Source organism: Synergistaceae bacterium (genome assembly GCA_017450125.1).
Classification (GTDB): Bacteria; Synergistota; Synergistia; order Synergistales; family Aminobacteriaceae; genus JAFUXM01.
Window position 1 is genome coordinate 37,551 of the sequence record JAFSWZ010000029.1, and the last position, 16,914, is coordinate 54,464.

General features: G+C 55.3%; 15 protein-coding genes and 1 tRNA gene. 15 read left to right on the forward strand and 1 reads right to left on the reverse strand.

Features of this window, described 5'->3' with window-relative positions; genetic code table 11:
* The first annotated feature begins 192 nt into the window (after window positions 1-192).
* On the forward strand, window positions 193-2,076 hold the full coding sequence (locus tag IJT02_06630; GenBank protein MBQ7544603.1) for a S9 family peptidase: 1,884 nt from the start codon (window positions 193-195) through the stop codon (window positions 2,074-2,076).
* Window positions 2,077-2,082: 6 nt separating this feature from the next.
* A complete protein-coding gene (locus IJT02_06635) occupies window positions 2,083-2,712 on the forward strand; it encodes a hypothetical protein (GenBank protein MBQ7544604.1) in 630 nt (209 codons plus the stop codon).
* A gap of 59 nt (window positions 2,713-2,771) precedes the next feature.
* Here IJT02_06635 and IJT02_06640 read toward each other — a convergent pair.
* Window positions 2,772-2,848: transfer RNA gene (locus IJT02_06640), tRNA-Ile, on the reverse strand.
* Between the two features lie 151 nt (window positions 2,849-2,999).
* Between IJT02_06640 and IJT02_06645 the strand changes: the two genes are divergently transcribed.
* The 13 genes from IJT02_06645 (at window position 3,000) to IJT02_06705 (ending at window position 16,908) form a co-directional block, all read left to right on the forward strand.
* On the forward strand, window positions 3,000-3,257 hold the full coding sequence (locus tag IJT02_06645) for an HPr family phosphocarrier protein (GenBank protein ID MBQ7544605.1): 258 nt from the start codon (window positions 3,000-3,002) through the stop codon (window positions 3,255-3,257).
* Window position 3,258: 1 nt separating this feature from the next.
* The gene (gene ptsP, locus IJT02_06650; protein ID MBQ7544606.1) at window positions 3,259-4,995 is read left to right on the forward strand and encodes a phosphoenolpyruvate--protein phosphotransferase; all 1,737 of its coding nucleotides are present in this window, start codon (window positions 3,259-3,261) and stop codon (window positions 4,993-4,995) included.
* 4 nt (window positions 4,996-4,999) lie between these two features.
* On the forward strand, window positions 5,000-5,899 hold the full coding sequence (locus IJT02_06655) for an ROK family protein (protein MBQ7544607.1): 900 nt from the start codon (window positions 5,000-5,002) through the stop codon (window positions 5,897-5,899).
* A gap of 130 nt (window positions 5,900-6,029) precedes the next feature.
* Complete coding sequence (locus IJT02_06660; protein MBQ7544608.1) at window positions 6,030-6,527, forward strand: purine-binding chemotaxis protein CheW; 498 nt, start codon at window positions 6,030-6,032, stop codon at window positions 6,525-6,527.
* A 4-nt stretch (window positions 6,528-6,531) separates the two neighbouring features.
* Window positions 6,532-8,514 (forward strand): N-acetylmuramoyl-L-alanine amidase, encoded by a 1,983-nt coding sequence (locus tag IJT02_06665; protein ID MBQ7544609.1) that lies wholly within the window; start codon window positions 6,532-6,534, stop codon window positions 8,512-8,514.
* A 15-nt stretch (window positions 8,515-8,529) separates the two neighbouring features.
* Window positions 8,530-9,312 carry a GerMN domain-containing protein gene (locus IJT02_06670; GenBank protein ID MBQ7544610.1) on the forward strand — a complete coding sequence of 261 codons (783 nt, stop codon included), beginning with the start codon at window positions 8,530-8,532 and terminating at the stop codon, window positions 9,310-9,312.
* Window positions 9,309-9,884: an RdgB/HAM1 family non-canonical purine NTP pyrophosphatase gene (rdgB, locus tag IJT02_06675; protein ID MBQ7544611.1), complete on the forward strand. Its 576-nt coding sequence runs from the start codon at window positions 9,309-9,311 to the stop codon at window positions 9,882-9,884. The genes IJT02_06670 and rdgB overlap by 4 nt, the downstream gene beginning before the upstream one ends.
* Window positions 9,868-10,584: a methyltransferase domain-containing protein gene (locus tag IJT02_06680; protein MBQ7544612.1), complete on the forward strand. Its 717-nt coding sequence runs from the start codon at window positions 9,868-9,870 to the stop codon at window positions 10,582-10,584. Before rdgB ends, IJT02_06680 begins: the two co-directional genes overlap by 17 nt.
* Window positions 10,585-10,593: 9 nt before the next feature.
* Window positions 10,594-11,652 carry a metallophosphoesterase gene (locus IJT02_06685; protein ID MBQ7544613.1) on the forward strand — a complete coding sequence of 353 codons (1,059 nt, stop codon included), beginning with the start codon at window positions 10,594-10,596 and terminating at the stop codon, window positions 11,650-11,652.
* Window positions 11,649-12,443, forward strand: coding sequence for a 16S rRNA (cytidine(1402)-2'-O)-methyltransferase (gene rsmI / locus IJT02_06690; protein ID MBQ7544614.1), 795 nt, complete (start codon window positions 11,649-11,651; stop codon window positions 12,441-12,443). Before IJT02_06685 ends, rsmI begins: the two co-directional genes overlap by 4 nt.
* A complete protein-coding gene (locus tag IJT02_06695) occupies window positions 12,412-14,832 on the forward strand; it encodes a polyribonucleotide nucleotidyltransferase (protein MBQ7544615.1) in 2,421 nt (806 codons plus the stop codon). Before rsmI ends, IJT02_06695 begins: the two co-directional genes overlap by 32 nt.
* Window positions 14,833-14,834: 2 nt before the next feature.
* Window positions 14,835-15,281, forward strand: coding sequence for a dUTP diphosphatase (dut, locus tag IJT02_06700; protein ID MBQ7544616.1), 447 nt, complete (start codon window positions 14,835-14,837; stop codon window positions 15,279-15,281).
* Window positions 15,282-15,297: 16 nt separating this feature from the next.
* On the forward strand, window positions 15,298-16,908 hold the full coding sequence (locus tag IJT02_06705; protein MBQ7544617.1) for a bifunctional metallophosphatase/5'-nucleotidase: 1,611 nt from the start codon (window positions 15,298-15,300) through the stop codon (window positions 16,906-16,908).
* Window positions 16,909-16,914 lie beyond the last annotated feature (6 nt).

Below are 16,914 nucleotides of genomic sequence, written 5' to 3' on the forward strand. Positions count from 1 at the left end.
GAAGCATCCGCGATTTCGGCATCAAATAGGCCAAAGCTCTCTGGTCTGTGCCTATTTGTTCGCAAACGGCCTTCATGTCTCTCTGAGATGAAATATTCAGCGGATAAATGTTCATAAATTCATAATTCCTCCTTTAGTACAGAGCATGATAAAATCAATTTATATTTTTTCACAGAGGGGAGACTTTCCACAATGAGACTATTATTCATTTTCACGGTGCTGCTGCTCGTCATGCCCGCAGGTTCTGCTGTTGCTGCTATGCCTCCGCTCTTGCCTATGGAGGACTTCTTCCGCAACCCCGACACCGCCGCTTTCTCCATCTCTCCTGACGGCACGCGTCTCGCCTTTGCGCGCCCCTGGGAACACAGAATGAACGTCTACGTACGCGAGATAGCTACCGGCATCGAGAAGCGCATAACCTCAGCAACCGAACGCGACATAGCCGGCTTCTTCTGGAAGGGCAACGACAGAATAGTTTACGTTCAGGACTCCGGCGGAGACGAGAACTTTCACGTATACATCACTGACATCAAGGGAGGAGAAGCCAGAGACTTGACCCCTTTCGAGAAGGTGAAGGCAGGGATACTCGATGACCTTGAAGATGATCCTGTTCACATGCTTATAGACATGAACCAGAGGAATCCCGAAGTGTTCGACGTGTACAGGTGCGACATCAACACGGGAGAGCTCGAGCTCTTGGCCGAGAACCCCGGCAACATTACGGGCTGGATGACTGACCATGACGGCAAGCTCCGCGCCGCGTACGCAACTGACGGCGTGAACTCCAGCCTTCTTTACCGCACGACTGAGGCCGACGAGTTCAGGACACTAATCACTACAGATTTCCGTGATACATTCGTGCCTGTGATGTTCGCTTACGACAATAAATTAATGTACGTTGAGAGCAACCTCAGCCGCGACAAAACAGCCATCTATACATTCGACCCCGAGAAGAACGAGACGCTTGACCTTGTGTTCGAACACGATGAAGTTGACGTTGGAGGGTTACTGCATTCAAAGAAGAGAAAGGTCATCACCGGCGTTGTGTACCTGACGGACAAACGGCACTACAAGTTCTTCGACGCAGACCGCGAGGAGCTCCAGTCATCACTCGAGGCATTCTTCCCGAACTACGAAGTCAGTGTCGCGGACATGGACGACGACGAACGCAGGGTTATCGTGCGCACATACAGCGACAGGACGCGCGGGACATACTACCTCTACGACCGTAAGGACAACTCGATGTCGAAGCTGGCGGAGCTGTCCTCGTGGCTCAAGGAAGACCAGATGGCATCCATGAAGCCCGTAACCTACACGGCACGCGACGGACTGACGATTCACGGCTACCTTACCCTTCCTGTCGGAGTGAATCAGGAGAACCTTCCGTTAGTGGTTATCCCTCACGGCGGGCCAAGTGCACGCGACACGTGGGGCTTCGACTCTGAAGCGCAGTTCCTCGCGAACAGAGGGATTGCTGTCTTGCAGGTAAACTATCGCGGTTCGACCGGCTACGGAAAAACTTTCTGGCAGGCCGGCTTCAAGCAGTGGGGCAGGAAGATGCAGGACGACGTAACTGACGGAGTGCTCTGGGCAGTTGAGCAGGGAATTGCGGACAAGTCGAGGCTGGCGATCTACGGCGGGAGCTACGGGGGATATGCCGCGCTTGCCGGAGCAACCTTCACGCCTGACCTGTACGCCTGCGCAGTGAGCTACGTAGGGCCGTCGAATCTGTTTACGTTGCTCGAGAGTATTCCGCCGTACTGGGAGCCTTTCCGCGACATGGAGTACGAAGAGATAGGAGACCCGTCGAAGGATAAGGAGCTGTTAGAGGCAGTGTCGCCGGTGTTCCACGCGGACAAGATACGTATTCCGCTGTTTGTTGCGCAGGGAGCAAATGACCCGCGCGTGAACAAAGCAGAGTCCGACCAGATAGTCGAGGCAGTGCGCAAGACCGGCAAGGATGTCGTCTACATGGTGAAGGACAACGAGGGGCACGGCTTCCACAACGAGGAGAACAGGTTTGACTTCTACCGAACGCTAGAGGAGTTCTTCAGGAAACATATCGGCTCAAGGTAAAACACAATGTTCAACGACGAACCTTTCGCGACCGCAAAAGGCGTTATCCTCAACCGCGCGCCTACGGGCGAGACTAATCTTTGGGTTACGTTTTTTCTCGAGGGCGAAGGGATCGTGAGCTTGTCGTCAAAGAACATGATGGGAGACTCAGAACCGTTCGTGTGGGGTTACTTCGAGCTGAAGAAGAAACAGAAAAGCGCGAGCTACCACGTCTTTGAGGCGGACATACGCGACGACATGCTTCACCTCCGGCGGAGCAGGGCGGCACTCTCTGCGGTGTTCGGGTGGGTGAAGTACCTGCTGAGGTATCTCCCTCACGGACAGCCTGACGACGAGCTCCTGAACAACCTCTATTGGAGCATGAAGCTGCTGACGGTGAGTGCTGTTCCTGAGGAAGCGGCGGACTGGCGGTTCGTGTGGCTGTGGCTGAGGGAGTGGGGGATTGCGCCGGAACTCACGGAGTTTTACGCGTCGAGAGGCTTCAACGCTCACGAGACAGAGTTACTCTCACGGCTCGAAGTTCTTGCCCCCAAAGAAGTAGTCTCCCTCTTCTCCTCACCACTGAATCCAAGCATAAGGGAAAACGTCTTCAAGGTAGCGTCATCTCTTGCAGTCGGCTTCCTCAACGAAACGTAGAAACTAAAAGGCCTCCCGCTTCATCATTGGGAGACCTCATAATTTCGTTAGTCATTCTTTGGTGGGCCCACCTGGACTCGAACCAGGAACCTTCCGGTTATGAGCCGGTGGCTCTGACCACTTGAGCTATGGGCCCGGCTGAAAACTTGAAGAATTTTACACGACTGCTGATTTTGCGTCAAGCCGAAAATTTTTTGCCCCCCGCGAATCGTAATTATGTATTATAATCTGAGTAACTCCAAGCTATATTTACACACACTCTATCTTCACGAAAGGAAGCTGGCACTATGAAGGAATTCAAGTATGTCATCACCGACCCCGTAGGCATCCACGCACGTCCCGCAGGAGAACTCGCAAAGGAAGCCAAGACGTTCAAGAGCACCGTTTTTGTCGTCAAGGGCGACAAGGAATCCAAAGCGACCGCCCTCATGAAGCTGATGGGAATGGGCATCAAGCAGGGCGATGAAGTAACGATCCGCGTTGAGGGAGAGGACGAGGAAGCCTGCGCCGCCGCAATGGAGAAGTTCTTCAAGGAGAAATTCTAGTATGCAGACCTTCAAGGGTATCAAGATCGTAAACGGCATCGCGATAGGGAAGATAAAGCTCTACAAGCCCGCCGTCTACGAGATCAGCGAAGACCTTGTGAGCGACATCGCTGCTGAGCTTGAACGATTCGAGGCCGCACGCCTGAAGGTTCAGGAAGACCAGAACGCCCTCTGCGAGAAAGAGATGAAGGAAGGGCACAAGGAGACCGCCGGAATCTTTGAGGCGCACGCGCTGATGCTCGACGACGAGGACACTATCATTGAGCCCTGCAAGGAAGTCATGGCGGAAGGCCACACGGCAGAATTTGCTGTGCGTCAGGTGTTCGATGAAGTAGCAAAGGCCTTCAGCGAGATGGAGGACGAGTACTTCAGGGCAAGAAGCGCGGACGTTATTGACCTCAAGAGCTCGATGCTTGATGTCCTCTTCGGGGCAGACACCTCCAGCCTTCAGGGCACTGAACCCGCAATCCTCGTCGCAGAAGACCTCGCACCCTCAGAGACCGTCAAGCTCGACAAATCCCTTCTGCTCGGCCTCGTTACCCGTCTGGGAAGCTCCAACAGCCACACCGCAATTCTCGCCCGCTCCATGAACTGGCCGACGCTCATCCAGTGCCACGACATCGCCGACGACTGGGACGGGAAGTTCGCCATTCTCGACGGCTACAACTCCTGCATCTACATTGAGCCCGACCAGGAGACAATCGACAGGCTCAGCGCAAAGCAGAAGGAAGACCGCGAGAAGGAAGCCCGCCTTCAGGAGCTCAAGGGCAAGCCCAGCCAGACGAAGGACGGCCGCAAAGTCAGGCTTTATGCGAACATCGGAGGCCCGAAAGACATTAAGGCAGTCCTCGAGAACGACGCTGAGGGTGTCGGACTGTTCAGGTCAGAGTTCGTGTACCTCAACAGCAAGGAAGACCCCAGCGAGGATGCACAGTTCGCCGCGTACAAGCAGGTGCTCGAGGGACTTTCTCCGCGCCTCGTAATCATCAGGACCTGCGACATCGGTGCAGACAAGACCATCGACTATATGCACCTCGACAAGGAAGACAACCCCGCGTTAGGCTTCAGGGCAGTACGTATCTGCTTGTCGCGCCCCGACTTCTTCAAGAGGCAGCTCAGGGCACTGCTCAGGGCTTCAGCTTTCGGCAATCTCGGAATCATGTTCCCGATGATTATCAGCAAGTGGGAAGTCGTAGAGTGCAAGAAGATTCTTGAAGAGTGCAGGAAGGAGCTCGAAGCAGAGGGACAGAAAGTCGGCAAGTACGAGATCGGCATCATGATTGAGACACCCGCCGCCGCACTGTGCGCTGACGAGCTCGCCGAAGAGGTAGACTTCTTCTCGCTGGGCACAAACGACCTCACCCAGTACACCTGCGCAATCGACCGCCAGAGCGCGAACCTCGAACGTTTCGCCAACACCCATCACCCCGCACTGCTGAGGCTCATTCGCGAGACCATCGAGGCCGGGCACAGGCACGGAACATGGGTAGGAATCTGCGGCGAACTCGGAGCTGACCCCGAACTCTCGGAAGAGTTCCTGAAGTGGGGAGTCGATGAACTCTCCGTGAACCCGAAGAGCATTCTTCCTCTGCGCGAAAGAGTCAGGAACATGGATCTGTCGCAATTCAAGACTGAATCCCCCGCATCGGAAGCCAAGCCTGAACCGGCAGCACCAAAGCCGGAAGCTAAGGCAGAAGCACCGAAGCCGAAGGGATTTTTTGGGAGGTTATTCGGATAACATGATATACGGAGCATTAGAAGCCGGCGGCACAAAGATGATCTGCGCAACCGGCAACGAAGAAGGCCAGATACTCGATCAGGTCTCCATCCCCACAACTACCCCTGATGAGACCATGCCGAAGATTATCGAGTACTTCAGGGCAAAGCTCGACGCTGAGAACCCCGACGACAAACTCAAGGCTATCGGCGTTGCGTGTTTCGGCCCTGTAGATGTCCGCCCGAACTCCAAGACTTACGGGAACATCCTCTACACGCCCAAAATCCCTTGGCGCAATTTCCCGATGGTCAAGACTCTGCGCGAAGCACTCGACAACATTCCCGTAGGTTTCGACACCGACGTGAACGGTTCTCTTCTCGGAGAAGCCACGTGGGGAACTGCGAAGGGGCTCACTGATGCAGTGTATTTCACCATCGGCACGGGCATCGGCATGGGCGCAATGGCAGGCGGAAACCTCATTCACGGAATGCTTCACCCCGAAGCAGGACACATCATGATGGCACCTGTACCCGGCGACGAGTACAAGGGACACTGCCCGAATCACGGCACTTGCTTTGAGGGAATGGCCTGCGGTCCGGCAATCGAGGACAGGTGGGGCAAGCCCGGCAAAGAACTGCGCGAGAACCCCGACGTGTGGGATCTCGAGGCAAAGTACATCGCTCAGGCCTTAACGTCCGTCATTTTCACGCTGAGCCCGCAGAAGATAATTCTCGGCGGCGGAGTTATGGGACAGTCTCAGCTTTTCCCGCTCATCCGCAAGTACGTGCTCGAGAACGTCAACGGCTACATCGACACGAAGGAACTCCGCAACATCAACGCTTACATCACTCCGGCAGCACTGAACGGGAATCAGGGCATCATGGGTGCTCTGAAACTTGCCGAAATGGCTGCAGAGGAAGAGTAAGACTGTACAGCAAGTTTTCATGCCTCCCTGTTGATTTTTTCAGCAGGGGGGATATTATTTACTCATAATTCCATGACAAACGAGGTAGAACATTTTGGCTGAAGTACAGAAATTAGACCCTTCCAAGCCCGTGCCGAACAACGACTTCAAGGACATCGACGTTGAGTCATTGGGCGAGGAACACATCAACCTTGTCTTCACGCTCGGCCGTGAGAACTTCGGCGTTGACGTGAATATAGTGAACGAAATCGTACGTGTTCCGTCATTCATCACGCGTGTCCCGAACGCTCCGATGTACATTCGTGGAGTGATTAACCTCAGGGGAACAATCGTGCCTGTGTTCGACATGCACATGAAAACCGGGATGCCTGCAACTCCTCTAACCGACGAAGCCCGCATAGTCGTAATCACAATCAGCGACGTAATCTTCGGAATGATTGTGAACTCTGTGCGCGAGGTCAAGACAATCTATGACACGCAGCTTGAGCCCGCGACGAAGCTGTCTTCTGCTGTGGACAGGAGATATGTTCTGTGGGTGGCGAAACCTGCGGACGAGAGGCTGATACTGCTTCTGGACATTCCCAGACTCTTCGAGCTCGACCAGATACTGCAGGAAGACAACGAATAAGTTTATGCGCAGGATAATTTTTCTGGCACTGCTGGCAGTCTTGGCATGTGCCTTTTCTGCGTGTGCAGATGTTCAGGTCTACAGGGGAGCAGGGAGCATAGGCTCTGTGCCGTCGCTCGAGAACGCTTCGGGGCTGTGCGTGCCGGTTGAGGATGTTGCGCGCATTATGGGTTTCTCGGTCCGGCGGTCGGGTGAGGAAGTGTTCATGCTGAGAGGTTCATCACAGCTGAAGCTGATACTGAAGTCTGCTGCTGCCTGGCGCGGATTGGCGATTGTCCCGCTGTACTCCGCTCCCTTTGAGCAGGGCGGGAAAGTGTGGCTGGACTCGCAGAGCGCCGTCTCACTCTTTCAGGCTTTCGCTGGCAGAGGACAGAACAGCAGGCTTCGTTTCGTGAAGGGAGCAGCACAGCCCGCACCCGCAATTGTGGCGGCAGAAGCTCCTGAACCTCCAAAGCCAGCGGCAACAGCAACAGTCGCTCAAGCTCCCGCAAAACCAGCGAAAACAGCGACAGTCGCGCAGACTACCGCAAAACCAGCACAGACAGTGGCGGCATCGCAAGCTCCGGCTAAACCTGCAGAGACGGCGACGATGGAGGACATTGACCTCAGGCTCAAGGAGCTCGACGAAGCATTACGTCTGGACAACGCGCCAAAGAACGACGCGCCGGTTATCGACGTACGGCCGAAAGCCCCCGCACAACCGCAGACAACCAAGCCTTCAGCGACAGCCAGCAAGCCTTCGGGCAAAGCACAGCCGAAGCTCGAGACCTTCAAGCCCGGCGACGCTAAGGCAGAGAAGCGCGAGACTTACAGCGGAACGATTCAGCGCATACGCTGGACGTACTCGGAAGGCAACAGCACCAAGAAGGTTAAAGCCGTCATCGAGGCGAACGAGGGGGCAGACCCTCAGGTCTTCATGGTCGGCGGGAACGTTCACGCACTCTTCGAGGGAGCGGCTGACAGCGTGGAAGGCCTAACGTCTCCCTACACGAACATGACCGTAACCCTCAACCGCAATGACAGCGGAGTGGAGCTCATCTTCTCTCCGACGGGAATCACTAAGGCGGAAAAGTTAGTGCTCAGCAACCCCAGACGCATAGCGTTCGACTTCTTCTACCCGGAGAGCGTGATAGTATCTCCGGCCTCAGCACAGCAGACTCCCGCCGTCCGTACGCCGACACAAACCAGAGTGCAGATTCCAGAAATAGTCCCCCAGCCTCTGCCGACAACGCCGCGTTCTCCTGCAGTAACTACGCCGCCAAGCACAATCACTATCCCGACGAGTGCTGCAGGTGCCGCGAGACTCCGTGCAGGACGTAAAACCGTAGTTATCGATCCGGGACACGGCGGAAAAGACCCGGGAGCTTCAGCTAACGGCGTTATGGAGAAGAACGTAAATCTTGCTGTCGGCCTTGAGTTAAACAGGGTGCTCGGTGCGAGAGGCTATAACGTTGTGATGACGCGCAACACCGACGTATACCTGACGCTTCAGGAACGCACCGACATAGCCAACCGCGTGAATGCAGACCTGTTCGTGAGCGTTCACGTCAACGCACTGCCCAACAAGAAGTCAATGACCGGCTTCGAGATATACATCATGGCACTTCCGACGGACAAGGACGCTATGAACTTGGCCAAGATCGAGAACAGAGAATACATCGAGGGCAAGGGCATGGACACAGCAAACGTTGACCGCCGGACGGAAATGCTCCTGAAGATTCTCGGGGACATGCAGCAGAACAACAAGATAAGCGAGAGCACGGACTTTGCCGCCGCACTCTACAACGCGGGGGTACTCGGCGGACTTCCGATGCGGAGGATAGCGCAGGCACCGTTCTTCGTGCTGAGGGGAGCGGGGATGCCGGCCGTTCTGCTGGAGATAGGGTTTGTTACCAACCAGACGGAGTCCCAGCTTCTGACGACACCTGCATACCAGCAGAAGATAGCCGAAGCTATGGCCGCAGGAATAGTGAACTACCTGAAGTGAGGAGGAAGAAGAGAATTGCCGCCAGTTCGCAGAGTTCGCAGCACAACAACAACATCATCAGAGGACAAAGAGCCGGTTCGTCCGCCCGCACCGAGACGCAGGCAGGCCGCGCAGGCTCAGCAGGCAGCACAGGCCAGGCAGGCCAAGAGACCAGCACCGAGAGCAAGGACGCGTGAAGTTCCGCAGGAGAGGGAGTCCGCGCCGCTCTTACTGAAGCTGTTGTCGTGGCTGGGAATAATCCTGCTGTGCTTCGTGATAGGGTATCTGGGTACGTCGTGGTTCATGGACTTCATGAGCCGGAAACTTCTCCTGAAGCCAGAGAACAGAATCGAGACGCAGGAGGATCTGACGGAGTTTCAGGAGTCCGAGAGCCGACAAGAAGCCGAGCGTGCGAAAGATTCCGGGAATGTACAGCAGATTTCCCTGAACCTCTACCACGTCCGCAACGACACGATAGCCGAGACACGCAGGAATTTCGTTTCGCGCACAAGAGAGGACAACATCCGCGATGCAGTCGAGGAGATTCTGTCTCTCAGCGAAGTTCCGGGAAAAATCAAGCTGCTCCACGTGTTCAGGAACGGAGAGACCGCATTTCTGGACATGCCGGGGCAGTTTGCCTCAGCTATCGACAAAATGGGCAAGCGCAAGAGCCTTCTTCTGCTCACCGGCCTTGTTAGGACGCTGCAGGAGAACTTCTCGCCCCTTTCGCAGATACGTTTCCTGATAGACTCCAAAGCTCCGAAGTCCGGCGGAGAAGTCAACTTGGCCGCCCCGTGGAAGATGCCGAAGAAGTCATGACGCTGGACAAGTTAATCATAGCCACAAGCAACGAGGGGAAATTCAGGGAGTTCCGGGAAATCGTGGGGGATTTCGCGCGCGAGGTTGTGTTTGCGCCGGAAGTCGGGAAGCTGGTTGTTGAGGAGACCGGCAAGACCTACAGGGAAAACGCGATGCTGAAGGCCTGTGCTTGGGCGGAGAAATCAGGGGTAGCGTGCCTTGCGGACGACAGCGGGCTCGAGGTTGAAGCTCTCGACGGTGCACCCGGGCTGTTCTCTGCGCGGATAATTCACGGCTCTGACACCGACAAAGTCTCGTGGCTTCTCTCACAGCTCGCGGACAAAGACAACCGGCGGGCAAGGTTCGCGGCTTCCCTCGCGCTCTGCGTTCCGAACAAGTACACGCTGATCACAGAGGGATACTGTTACGGGACAATAGCAGACTTTCCGCGCGGCTCTAACGGTTTCGGGTATGACCCTGTGTTTGTCCCTGACGGTTACGCTCTCACCTTTGCGGAGCTCGATGCACGCACAAAGAACACAATCTCTCACCGCACAAACGCTTTCAGGAAGATATATGCTCACTTCATGTGATGATGTCCTCTTCGGCAGGCTCAGGATTCTTCAGCCGCAGGCCGGGCCGAGAGTCAGCCTAGACACTATTCTGCTGTATTCGTGGGTAAAATTCAGGTCAGGACGCTTCCGTTATCTCGAGGCGGGATGTGCGACGGGAGCAATCTCGCTTCTTCTCGCGGAAAAGTTTCGGAACATCAGCGTTGTAGGCGTGGAGATTCAGGGAGAGCTTGCGGAGCTGGCCAAGACCAACGCGGAGAATAACGGCCTCGCCGACAGGGTGAACTTCATTGCCGGAGACATTCGGGACAAAGAGCTGTTGCCGCGCGAACACTTTGACGTTATGGTCATCAATCCCCCCTACGAATCGCAGAGCAGAGGACGAACGAGCCCTGAGCCTTCACGTTCAGCGGCGCGTCATGAGCTGACCTGCACGCCTGAGGATGTTTCGGAGGCGGCTTCGCGTCTTCTCAGGAGCAGGGGAAGAGTATTCAGCATTTTCACGTGCGCACGGCTGGCTGTGTTCGTTAATGCCCTGACTGCGCGCAGAATTACTCCCAAGCGGATACGGTTCGTTCACCCTAAGGCCGGAAGCGACGCGGGAGTTTTTCTGCTCGAGAGCGTGAAGGACGGAGGAGAGGGGCTGTCCGTTCTGCCTCCGCTGTACGTCAGGGGCATTGACGGAGAATACACGCCGGAAGTTCTCAGGGCGTACGATTAAGGAGGAACAATGTACGAGATTTTAGCGTTCGGAACACAATACTTCATCTGGAAGAAACTCACTGAAGCAGGCATCAGCAAAACCGCAAAACGGCTCTTCGTTGCGTGGGGGACGTTCTGGATCTTGGCCGGAATCGTCGCGGGCTTTGATTACGGTTATGCGGAGTATGACATTCTGCCCGGAAGGCTCACCGAGATTCTCCGTGCACTGTCCCTCACGTGGACAATCATAACCGTGCTTGCGTTCGGTTCGTTCATGCTGGTGTACGTGCTATCGCGCTTCAAGCCCTTCACGCGCAGGAAGGTGCTCGTCGCGTCTGTGCTGTCTGTGTTGCTGACGCTGTACTGCATGTTCGAGGCGTATTACGTTACCCCGCGATATGTCGAGGTACGCTCGCCGAAGCTCCCGGTTGAGCGTCTGCGTCTGGTGTACGTGTCTGATGCTCACATAGGCGGCTTGTCCACACACTGGCACTTTGCGCGGGTAATGCGTCTCGTCGAGGAGGCCAAGCCTGACATCCTTGCACTGACCGGCGACATCATCGACGGAGTTATGACGTACCGAGAGCGCGAGCTGGAGATGCTCTCACACGCGGCCAAGACTGCACGTTACGGAGCTTTTGCGGTCAACGGTAACCACGAATACTACTGGCTGTTAGACGAGGACTGCGAGCAGATAATCAGAGACTGCGGATATACTCTCCTCATCAACGAACGCGCAGAGTGTCAGGGCATCACAATCATAAGCCTCGACGACGACAAAAACGGCTGGCTGAAGCCCTACCTCTTGCCGGAAGACAGTGAACGTTTCGTGCTGGTCATGAAGCACAGGCCTGGCTTGCCGTTCGACGCAGAAGGAAGGTTTGACCTGCAGATTTCCGGGCACACTCACGGCGGGCAGTTCTGGCCTCTGGGGTACTTCAAGAGCATGGCACAGGACAGCACGCAAGGTCTCTCGCAGAAGGCCGGAGGTTATGTCTACGTCAGCAACGGAGCGGGCTTCAACGGCGCGATGATGAGGCTGTTCACTCCCCCCGAAATCACAGTGATAGACCTCGTGAAGGAATAATGCTCACCCTCGTACCAACACCCATCGGCAACCTCGAGGACATTACGATTCGTGCATTGAGAGTTCTTCGCGAGGCCGACATCATTGCCTGCGAGGACACACGGACTTCAAGCGTACTCCTGAAACATTACGGCATCAGCAAGCCCCTGACCTCCTTCCACCTACACAACGAGAACGACAAAGCCCCCCAGCTCCTAGAACGCTTGCGAGCGGGCGAGAACATCGCGGTAATCTCCGACGCAGGAACACCGGGCATCTCTGACCCGGGCTGGATACTCCTGAAACTTGCTCAGGACGAGGGACTTGATGTTGACGTTCTGCCCGGCCCGACCGCACTTGTCCCAGCAGTAATAATGTCGGGGCTCAGCCCTCAGCCGTTCATGTTCGTCGGCTTCCCGCCCGAGAAACAGGGAGAACGCGAGAGGTTCTTCTCCGGCATCAGAGAGGCAAAGTGCACGCTGTGTTTCTACCTTTCGCCGCACAAGGCAGAGAGGCACATCTCCTCGATGCTTGAGGTTTTCGGGAACAGGAAGGCAGCACTTGTCCGCGAGGTCAGCAAAGTGTTTCAGGAGGTCATACGTTCGGATTTAGCTGGGTTGATGGAAAAGGTCATGAATGGCGTGAAGGGCGAGCTTGTGCTTGTGGTTAAGGGAATGACGGAGGAGGACGGCGACGCGTGGAAGGCGGAGGCAGAGAGAATGTCCCGTGAGGGAATGAGCGTGAAGGATATAGTTACTGCGCTTGCAGGCGTGCCCAAAAATGAGGTCAAGAGATACTTACTTAGTCTCTGAGAGTGTAAAATATACCACATTCATAATTGAGGAGGATAATCAGATTTTGGAACAAGAGAAGATTTACTCTGTCGACGTGGGCGACTCACAGCTCGTCTTCAGGACAGGGAAGCTCGCCAAGCAGGCAAACGGTGCAGTTCTTGCATCGCACGGCTCTACAGTGATGTTAAGTACGGCGTGTATGACGGATGAGGTCAGGACGGGAATAGATTTCTTTCCGCTGGTTGTGGATTATGAGGAGAAATATTATTCGGCAGGGAAAATTCCGGGAGGGTTCATCAAGAGGGAAGGCAAGCCCGCAGAATCAGCAATCTTAGGCTCGCGCGTTACGGACAGGGCAATACGTTCGCTGTTTGCTGACGACATGCGCAATGATGTCCACGTCGTCAACACAGTTCTTGCGGTAGACCAGATATACCCGCCCAACATTCTCGGCATCAACGGAGCAAGTGCCGCACTCGCAATCTCCGGCATCCCTTGGGGCGGGCCGGTCGGTGCAGTGAGGATAGGGCTCATCGGCGGCAACCTTGTCGTCAACCCCACAGAGAAGCAGATACTCAGCTCAATGCTTAATCTTGTTGTTGCTGGTCATGAGGACGGCATAACGATGGTAGAGTCCGGCTCGTACGAAGTCTCTGAAGAACTGCTCGTTGACGCTCTCGAACTTGCGCACTCGGAGATACGGAAGATTATCGCTGTCCTGAAGAGGATGAAGGAGGAAGTCGGCAAGCCGGAGATAGCTGTCCCTATGCCGGAGAGAATCCCTGAGATTGAGGACTGGATACGCGGAAACCTTGACGGCAAAGTAGACGAGGCAGTACGCATTCACGAGAAGAAGCCGCGCGAGAAGAAGATTAACGAGGTCAAGGCAGATGCGGCGGAACATTTCGCGGAGCTTCTTAGGGACGAGCCGGAAAAGGCAGAGTACATCAACGCCTACATAGACAGCCGTGTGAAAGACATAATGCGCGGAATAATCATCAACGAACACATACGCGTTGACGGCCGCAAGATGGATCAGATACGCCCGATAAGTTGCGAGACAGACATACTCCCGAGAGTTCACGGGTCAGCACTGTTCACGAGGGGCGAGACTCAGTCATTAGCGGTTACGACGCTCGGAATGATAGGCGAGGACGATCAGATACTTGACGGCATAAAGCTCAACGAACCCGCAAAACGTTTCCTCCTGCACTACAATTTTCCCCCTTACTCAGTCGGTGAAGTCAGGCCTATGCGCGGACCAGGAAGGCGCGAAATCGGGCACGGAGCATTAGCAGAGAGAGCATTATTGCCGGTCATTCCCAGTGAAGAGGAGTTCCCATACGTGATAAGGGTTGTGTCTGACATTCTGGAGTCGAACGGCTCAAGCTCTCAGGCCTCAATCTGCGGAGGTTCGCTCTCGATGATGAATGCCGGCGTGCCCATAAGATGCCACGTTGCGGGAATAGCGATGGGTCTCATTAAGGAAGGCGACAAGGTACAGATTCTGACGGACATTCAGGGGCTCGAAGACCATTATGGCGATATGGACTTCAAGGTAGCAGGGACGCGTGCGGGAGTTACGGCACTGCAGATGGACAACAAGGCCGGAGGAATCACGCGCGAAATTCTGGAACAGGCACTGGCTCAGGCCAAGAAGGCGCGCTTCCAGATTCTGGAGAAGATGGAGGCCGCAATCCCAGTACCTAACCCCGTCTCGCCGAACGCACCGCGAATAATCTCGTTCGAGATTGACCCCGACAAGATACGCGAAGTCATAGGGAGCGGCGGAAAGGTTGTCCGCAGCATAACCCAGCGCACCGGCGTGAAGATGAACATTGAGGACAACGGCCTGATCTCGATCTCCGGGCCTACGATGGCTCAGGTTGAGGACGCTCGCGCAATCGTAATGTCCTTGACGCACGAGCTTGCGGCGGGTGAAGTGTACTTAGGGACAGTAACGCGGATGATTAACTTCGGCGCGTTCGTTGAGTGTCTGCCCGGCAAGGAAGGCCTGTTGCACATCAGCGAAGTTTCGACGCACAGGCTGCCGCACATTGAGGATGCCTTCAAGCCCGGCGACAAAGTGTTAGTGATGGTGAAGGAGATTGACGATCAGGGACGTGTAAACCTCACGCGCAGAAGAGTTCTCGCCAACGAGGAGAAAGTCCGCGCGGCTGGCTTGGCCTACGCTCTTCCTGACGAACGCGAACGCGACAACCTCATTGCGACGCTGGCTTCACGTGAACGCGGCTACGGCACCTTCTCGATGCGCGACAGGGTAGACAGCTTCAGCGGAAGGGGCGGCTACTCCTCAGGACGCGGCGGAAGAGGAAGCGACTTCGGCTTTGGGCGCGAAACCTACGACAGGAGCGGACGGCGCAATGACCGCAGGAGGGACTATTAACGATGCCTCAGGAAGAAATCACCGTAAAGATTCAGCGTGAGGCGAACACGATAGAGATTCCCAAGTACGCAACGCCGGGAAGCGCAGGGGTAGACCTGTGCTCAATGAAGTACTGCATAATCAAGCCCGGCGAACTCGCGATGATTCCGACGGGAATACGCCTCGAGATTCCCGAAGGCTACGAGGGGCAGATTCGGCCGAGAAGCGGACTTGCCCTCAACAGCAGAATCATCATCCCAAACGCTCCGGGCACGATTGACTCGGACTATCGGGGCGAAATCATGATCATGCTCCTGAACATGGGCACAGAACCCTTCAGCTTGTCGTTCGGAGACAGGATCGCGCAGTTAGTGTTTGTGCCTGTGGCTCGCGCGAAGTTCGAGCCGGTCAAGGAACTCAGCCCTTCGAAGAGGGGAACTGGCGGCTTTGGCAGTACAGGCATAAGATAGACAAGGAGGAATTGTCATGAAGAAACTTTTAGCGTTAGTGCTGCTTCTGGCAGCTGTGTGTGCTCCGGCGTTCGGAGCAGTCCCGGACAAGAACATCGTTATTCTCTACACCAACGATGTACATTGCGGGGTTGATGACGCGATCGGCTATGCTGGGCTCGAGTACTACAAGCACGAGATGGAGAAGCTCACTCCGTACGTTACGCTTGTAGATGCTGGAGACTGGGCGCAGGGCGCGACAATGGGCATGATTTCGCAGGGAAGGTACATCTTCGAGATAATGAACGCGATGAACTATGAAGTTGCTGTTCCCGGAAATCACGAGTTCGATTACGGCTGGAGCCAGTTCGAGAATTTCGCCAAGAACCTGAAGTGCGGCTTCATCTCAGCGAACCTCAGAGACCTCCGCACCGGCGAGCTCGTCTTCAAGCCCTACAAGATGTTCACGTACGGAGATGTGAAGGTTGCGTTTGTCGGAGCGAGCACACCCGAGAGCATCACGAAATCAACACCGTCATACTTTATGGATGATTCAGGGAAATACATCTACGACTTTGACGGCGAAGCTACCGGCGAGAAGCTCATTGCCTCGATTCAGAAGGCAGTTGACGACGCAAGGGCTGATGGCGCGGATTACGTTATCGTTGTCGGTCATCTCGGAGAGTACGAGGACGTTACGGAAGTCTGGGCAGTTCCCTATATTGCTCCCAGAACGCGCGGAATTGATGTGTTCATCGACGGACATTCGCACGAAGTTACGCCCGCGCTGGTCTTCAAGAACGCTGACGGCAAAGATGTTGTAGTTACGCAGACGGGCACGAAGCTCCACAACATCGGCAAGGTAACCATCACGACGGACGGAGCTGTGAAGACCGAGCTTGTCTCTGAAGTCGAAGGCAGGGACGAGAAGATTACGGCGTTAATCGCGGACATCAAGGCACGTTTTGAGGACACGCTGCGCCAGCACCTGAGCTTCACGAGCTTTGACCTCCGCGCAATGGACGACGCGGGAGAATGGGTAATCAGGAACGCGGAGAACGGACTGTGCGACCTCGCGACTGATGCGATGCTGTATTCTGCCCGCGAAACAGAGACAGGACGCGCTGATGTAGCACTCTTCAACGGCGGCGGCCTCCGTGCAAACATCAAGGCCGGAGAAATCACCTTCAGCGACGCTCTGTCGGTAATGCCCTTCAACAACACGGTGTGCATCGTCGAGGTCAGCGGACAGACCCTTCTTGACGAGCTTGAACACGGCGTGCGCCTCATGCCCAACAGGAACGGCGGATTCCTTCACGTTGCGGGAATGACCTACAAGGTTGACACGAGCATTCCGTCTCCCGTGAAGGTTGACGACAGAAATATACTCATCGGCATTGAGGGAGAACGCAGGGTGAAGGACGCGAAGATTAACGGCGAACCTGTTGACCCGGAGAAGCTGTATAAGGTTGTATCGATAAGCTACGTGCTTACGGCTTTGGGAGACGGGCACGTCTTCAAGGGAGCGCGTCTGGTTGAGCCGGACTACGCAACAGCCAGCGATGTCTTCGCGCGGTACATCAAGAGCTTCGAGAGAATCCCGGAGAGATATGCTGAGGGACAGGGCAGAATGACGGTAATAAAGTAGAACTTT

Excerpts from the sequence above, each read along its gene's own strand:
- IJT02_06630 (MBQ7544603.1), top strand. The coding sequence starts at position 193 with ATGAGACTATTATTCATTTTCACGGTGCTGCTGCTCGTCATGCCCGCA.
- IJT02_06635 (MBQ7544604.1), top strand. The coding sequence starts at position 2,083 with ATGTTCAACGACGAACCTTTCGCGACCGCAAAAGGCGTTATCCTCAAC.
- IJT02_06645 (MBQ7544605.1), top strand. The coding sequence starts at position 3,000 with ATGAAGGAATTCAAGTATGTCATCACCGACCCCGTAGGCATCCACGCA.
- ptsP (MBQ7544606.1), top strand. The coding sequence starts at position 3,259 with ATGCAGACCTTCAAGGGTATCAAGATCGTAAACGGCATCGCGATAGGG.
- IJT02_06665 (MBQ7544609.1), top strand. The coding sequence starts at position 6,532 with ATGCGCAGGATAATTTTTCTGGCACTGCTGGCAGTCTTGGCATGTGCC.
- rdgB (MBQ7544611.1), top strand. The coding sequence starts at position 9,309 with ATGACGCTGGACAAGTTAATCATAGCCACAAGCAACGAGGGGAAATTC.
- IJT02_06680 (MBQ7544612.1), top strand. The coding sequence starts at position 9,868 with ATGCTCACTTCATGTGATGATGTCCTCTTCGGCAGGCTCAGGATTCTT.
- IJT02_06685 (MBQ7544613.1), top strand. The coding sequence starts at position 10,594 with ATGTACGAGATTTTAGCGTTCGGAACACAATACTTCATCTGGAAGAAA.
- IJT02_06695 (MBQ7544615.1), top strand. The coding sequence starts at position 12,412 with ATGAGGTCAAGAGATACTTACTTAGTCTCTGAGAGTGTAAAATATACC.
- dut (MBQ7544616.1), top strand. The coding sequence starts at position 14,835 with ATGCCTCAGGAAGAAATCACCGTAAAGATTCAGCGTGAGGCGAACACG.
- IJT02_06705 (MBQ7544617.1), top strand. The coding sequence starts at position 15,298 with ATGAAGAAACTTTTAGCGTTAGTGCTGCTTCTGGCAGCTGTGTGTGCT.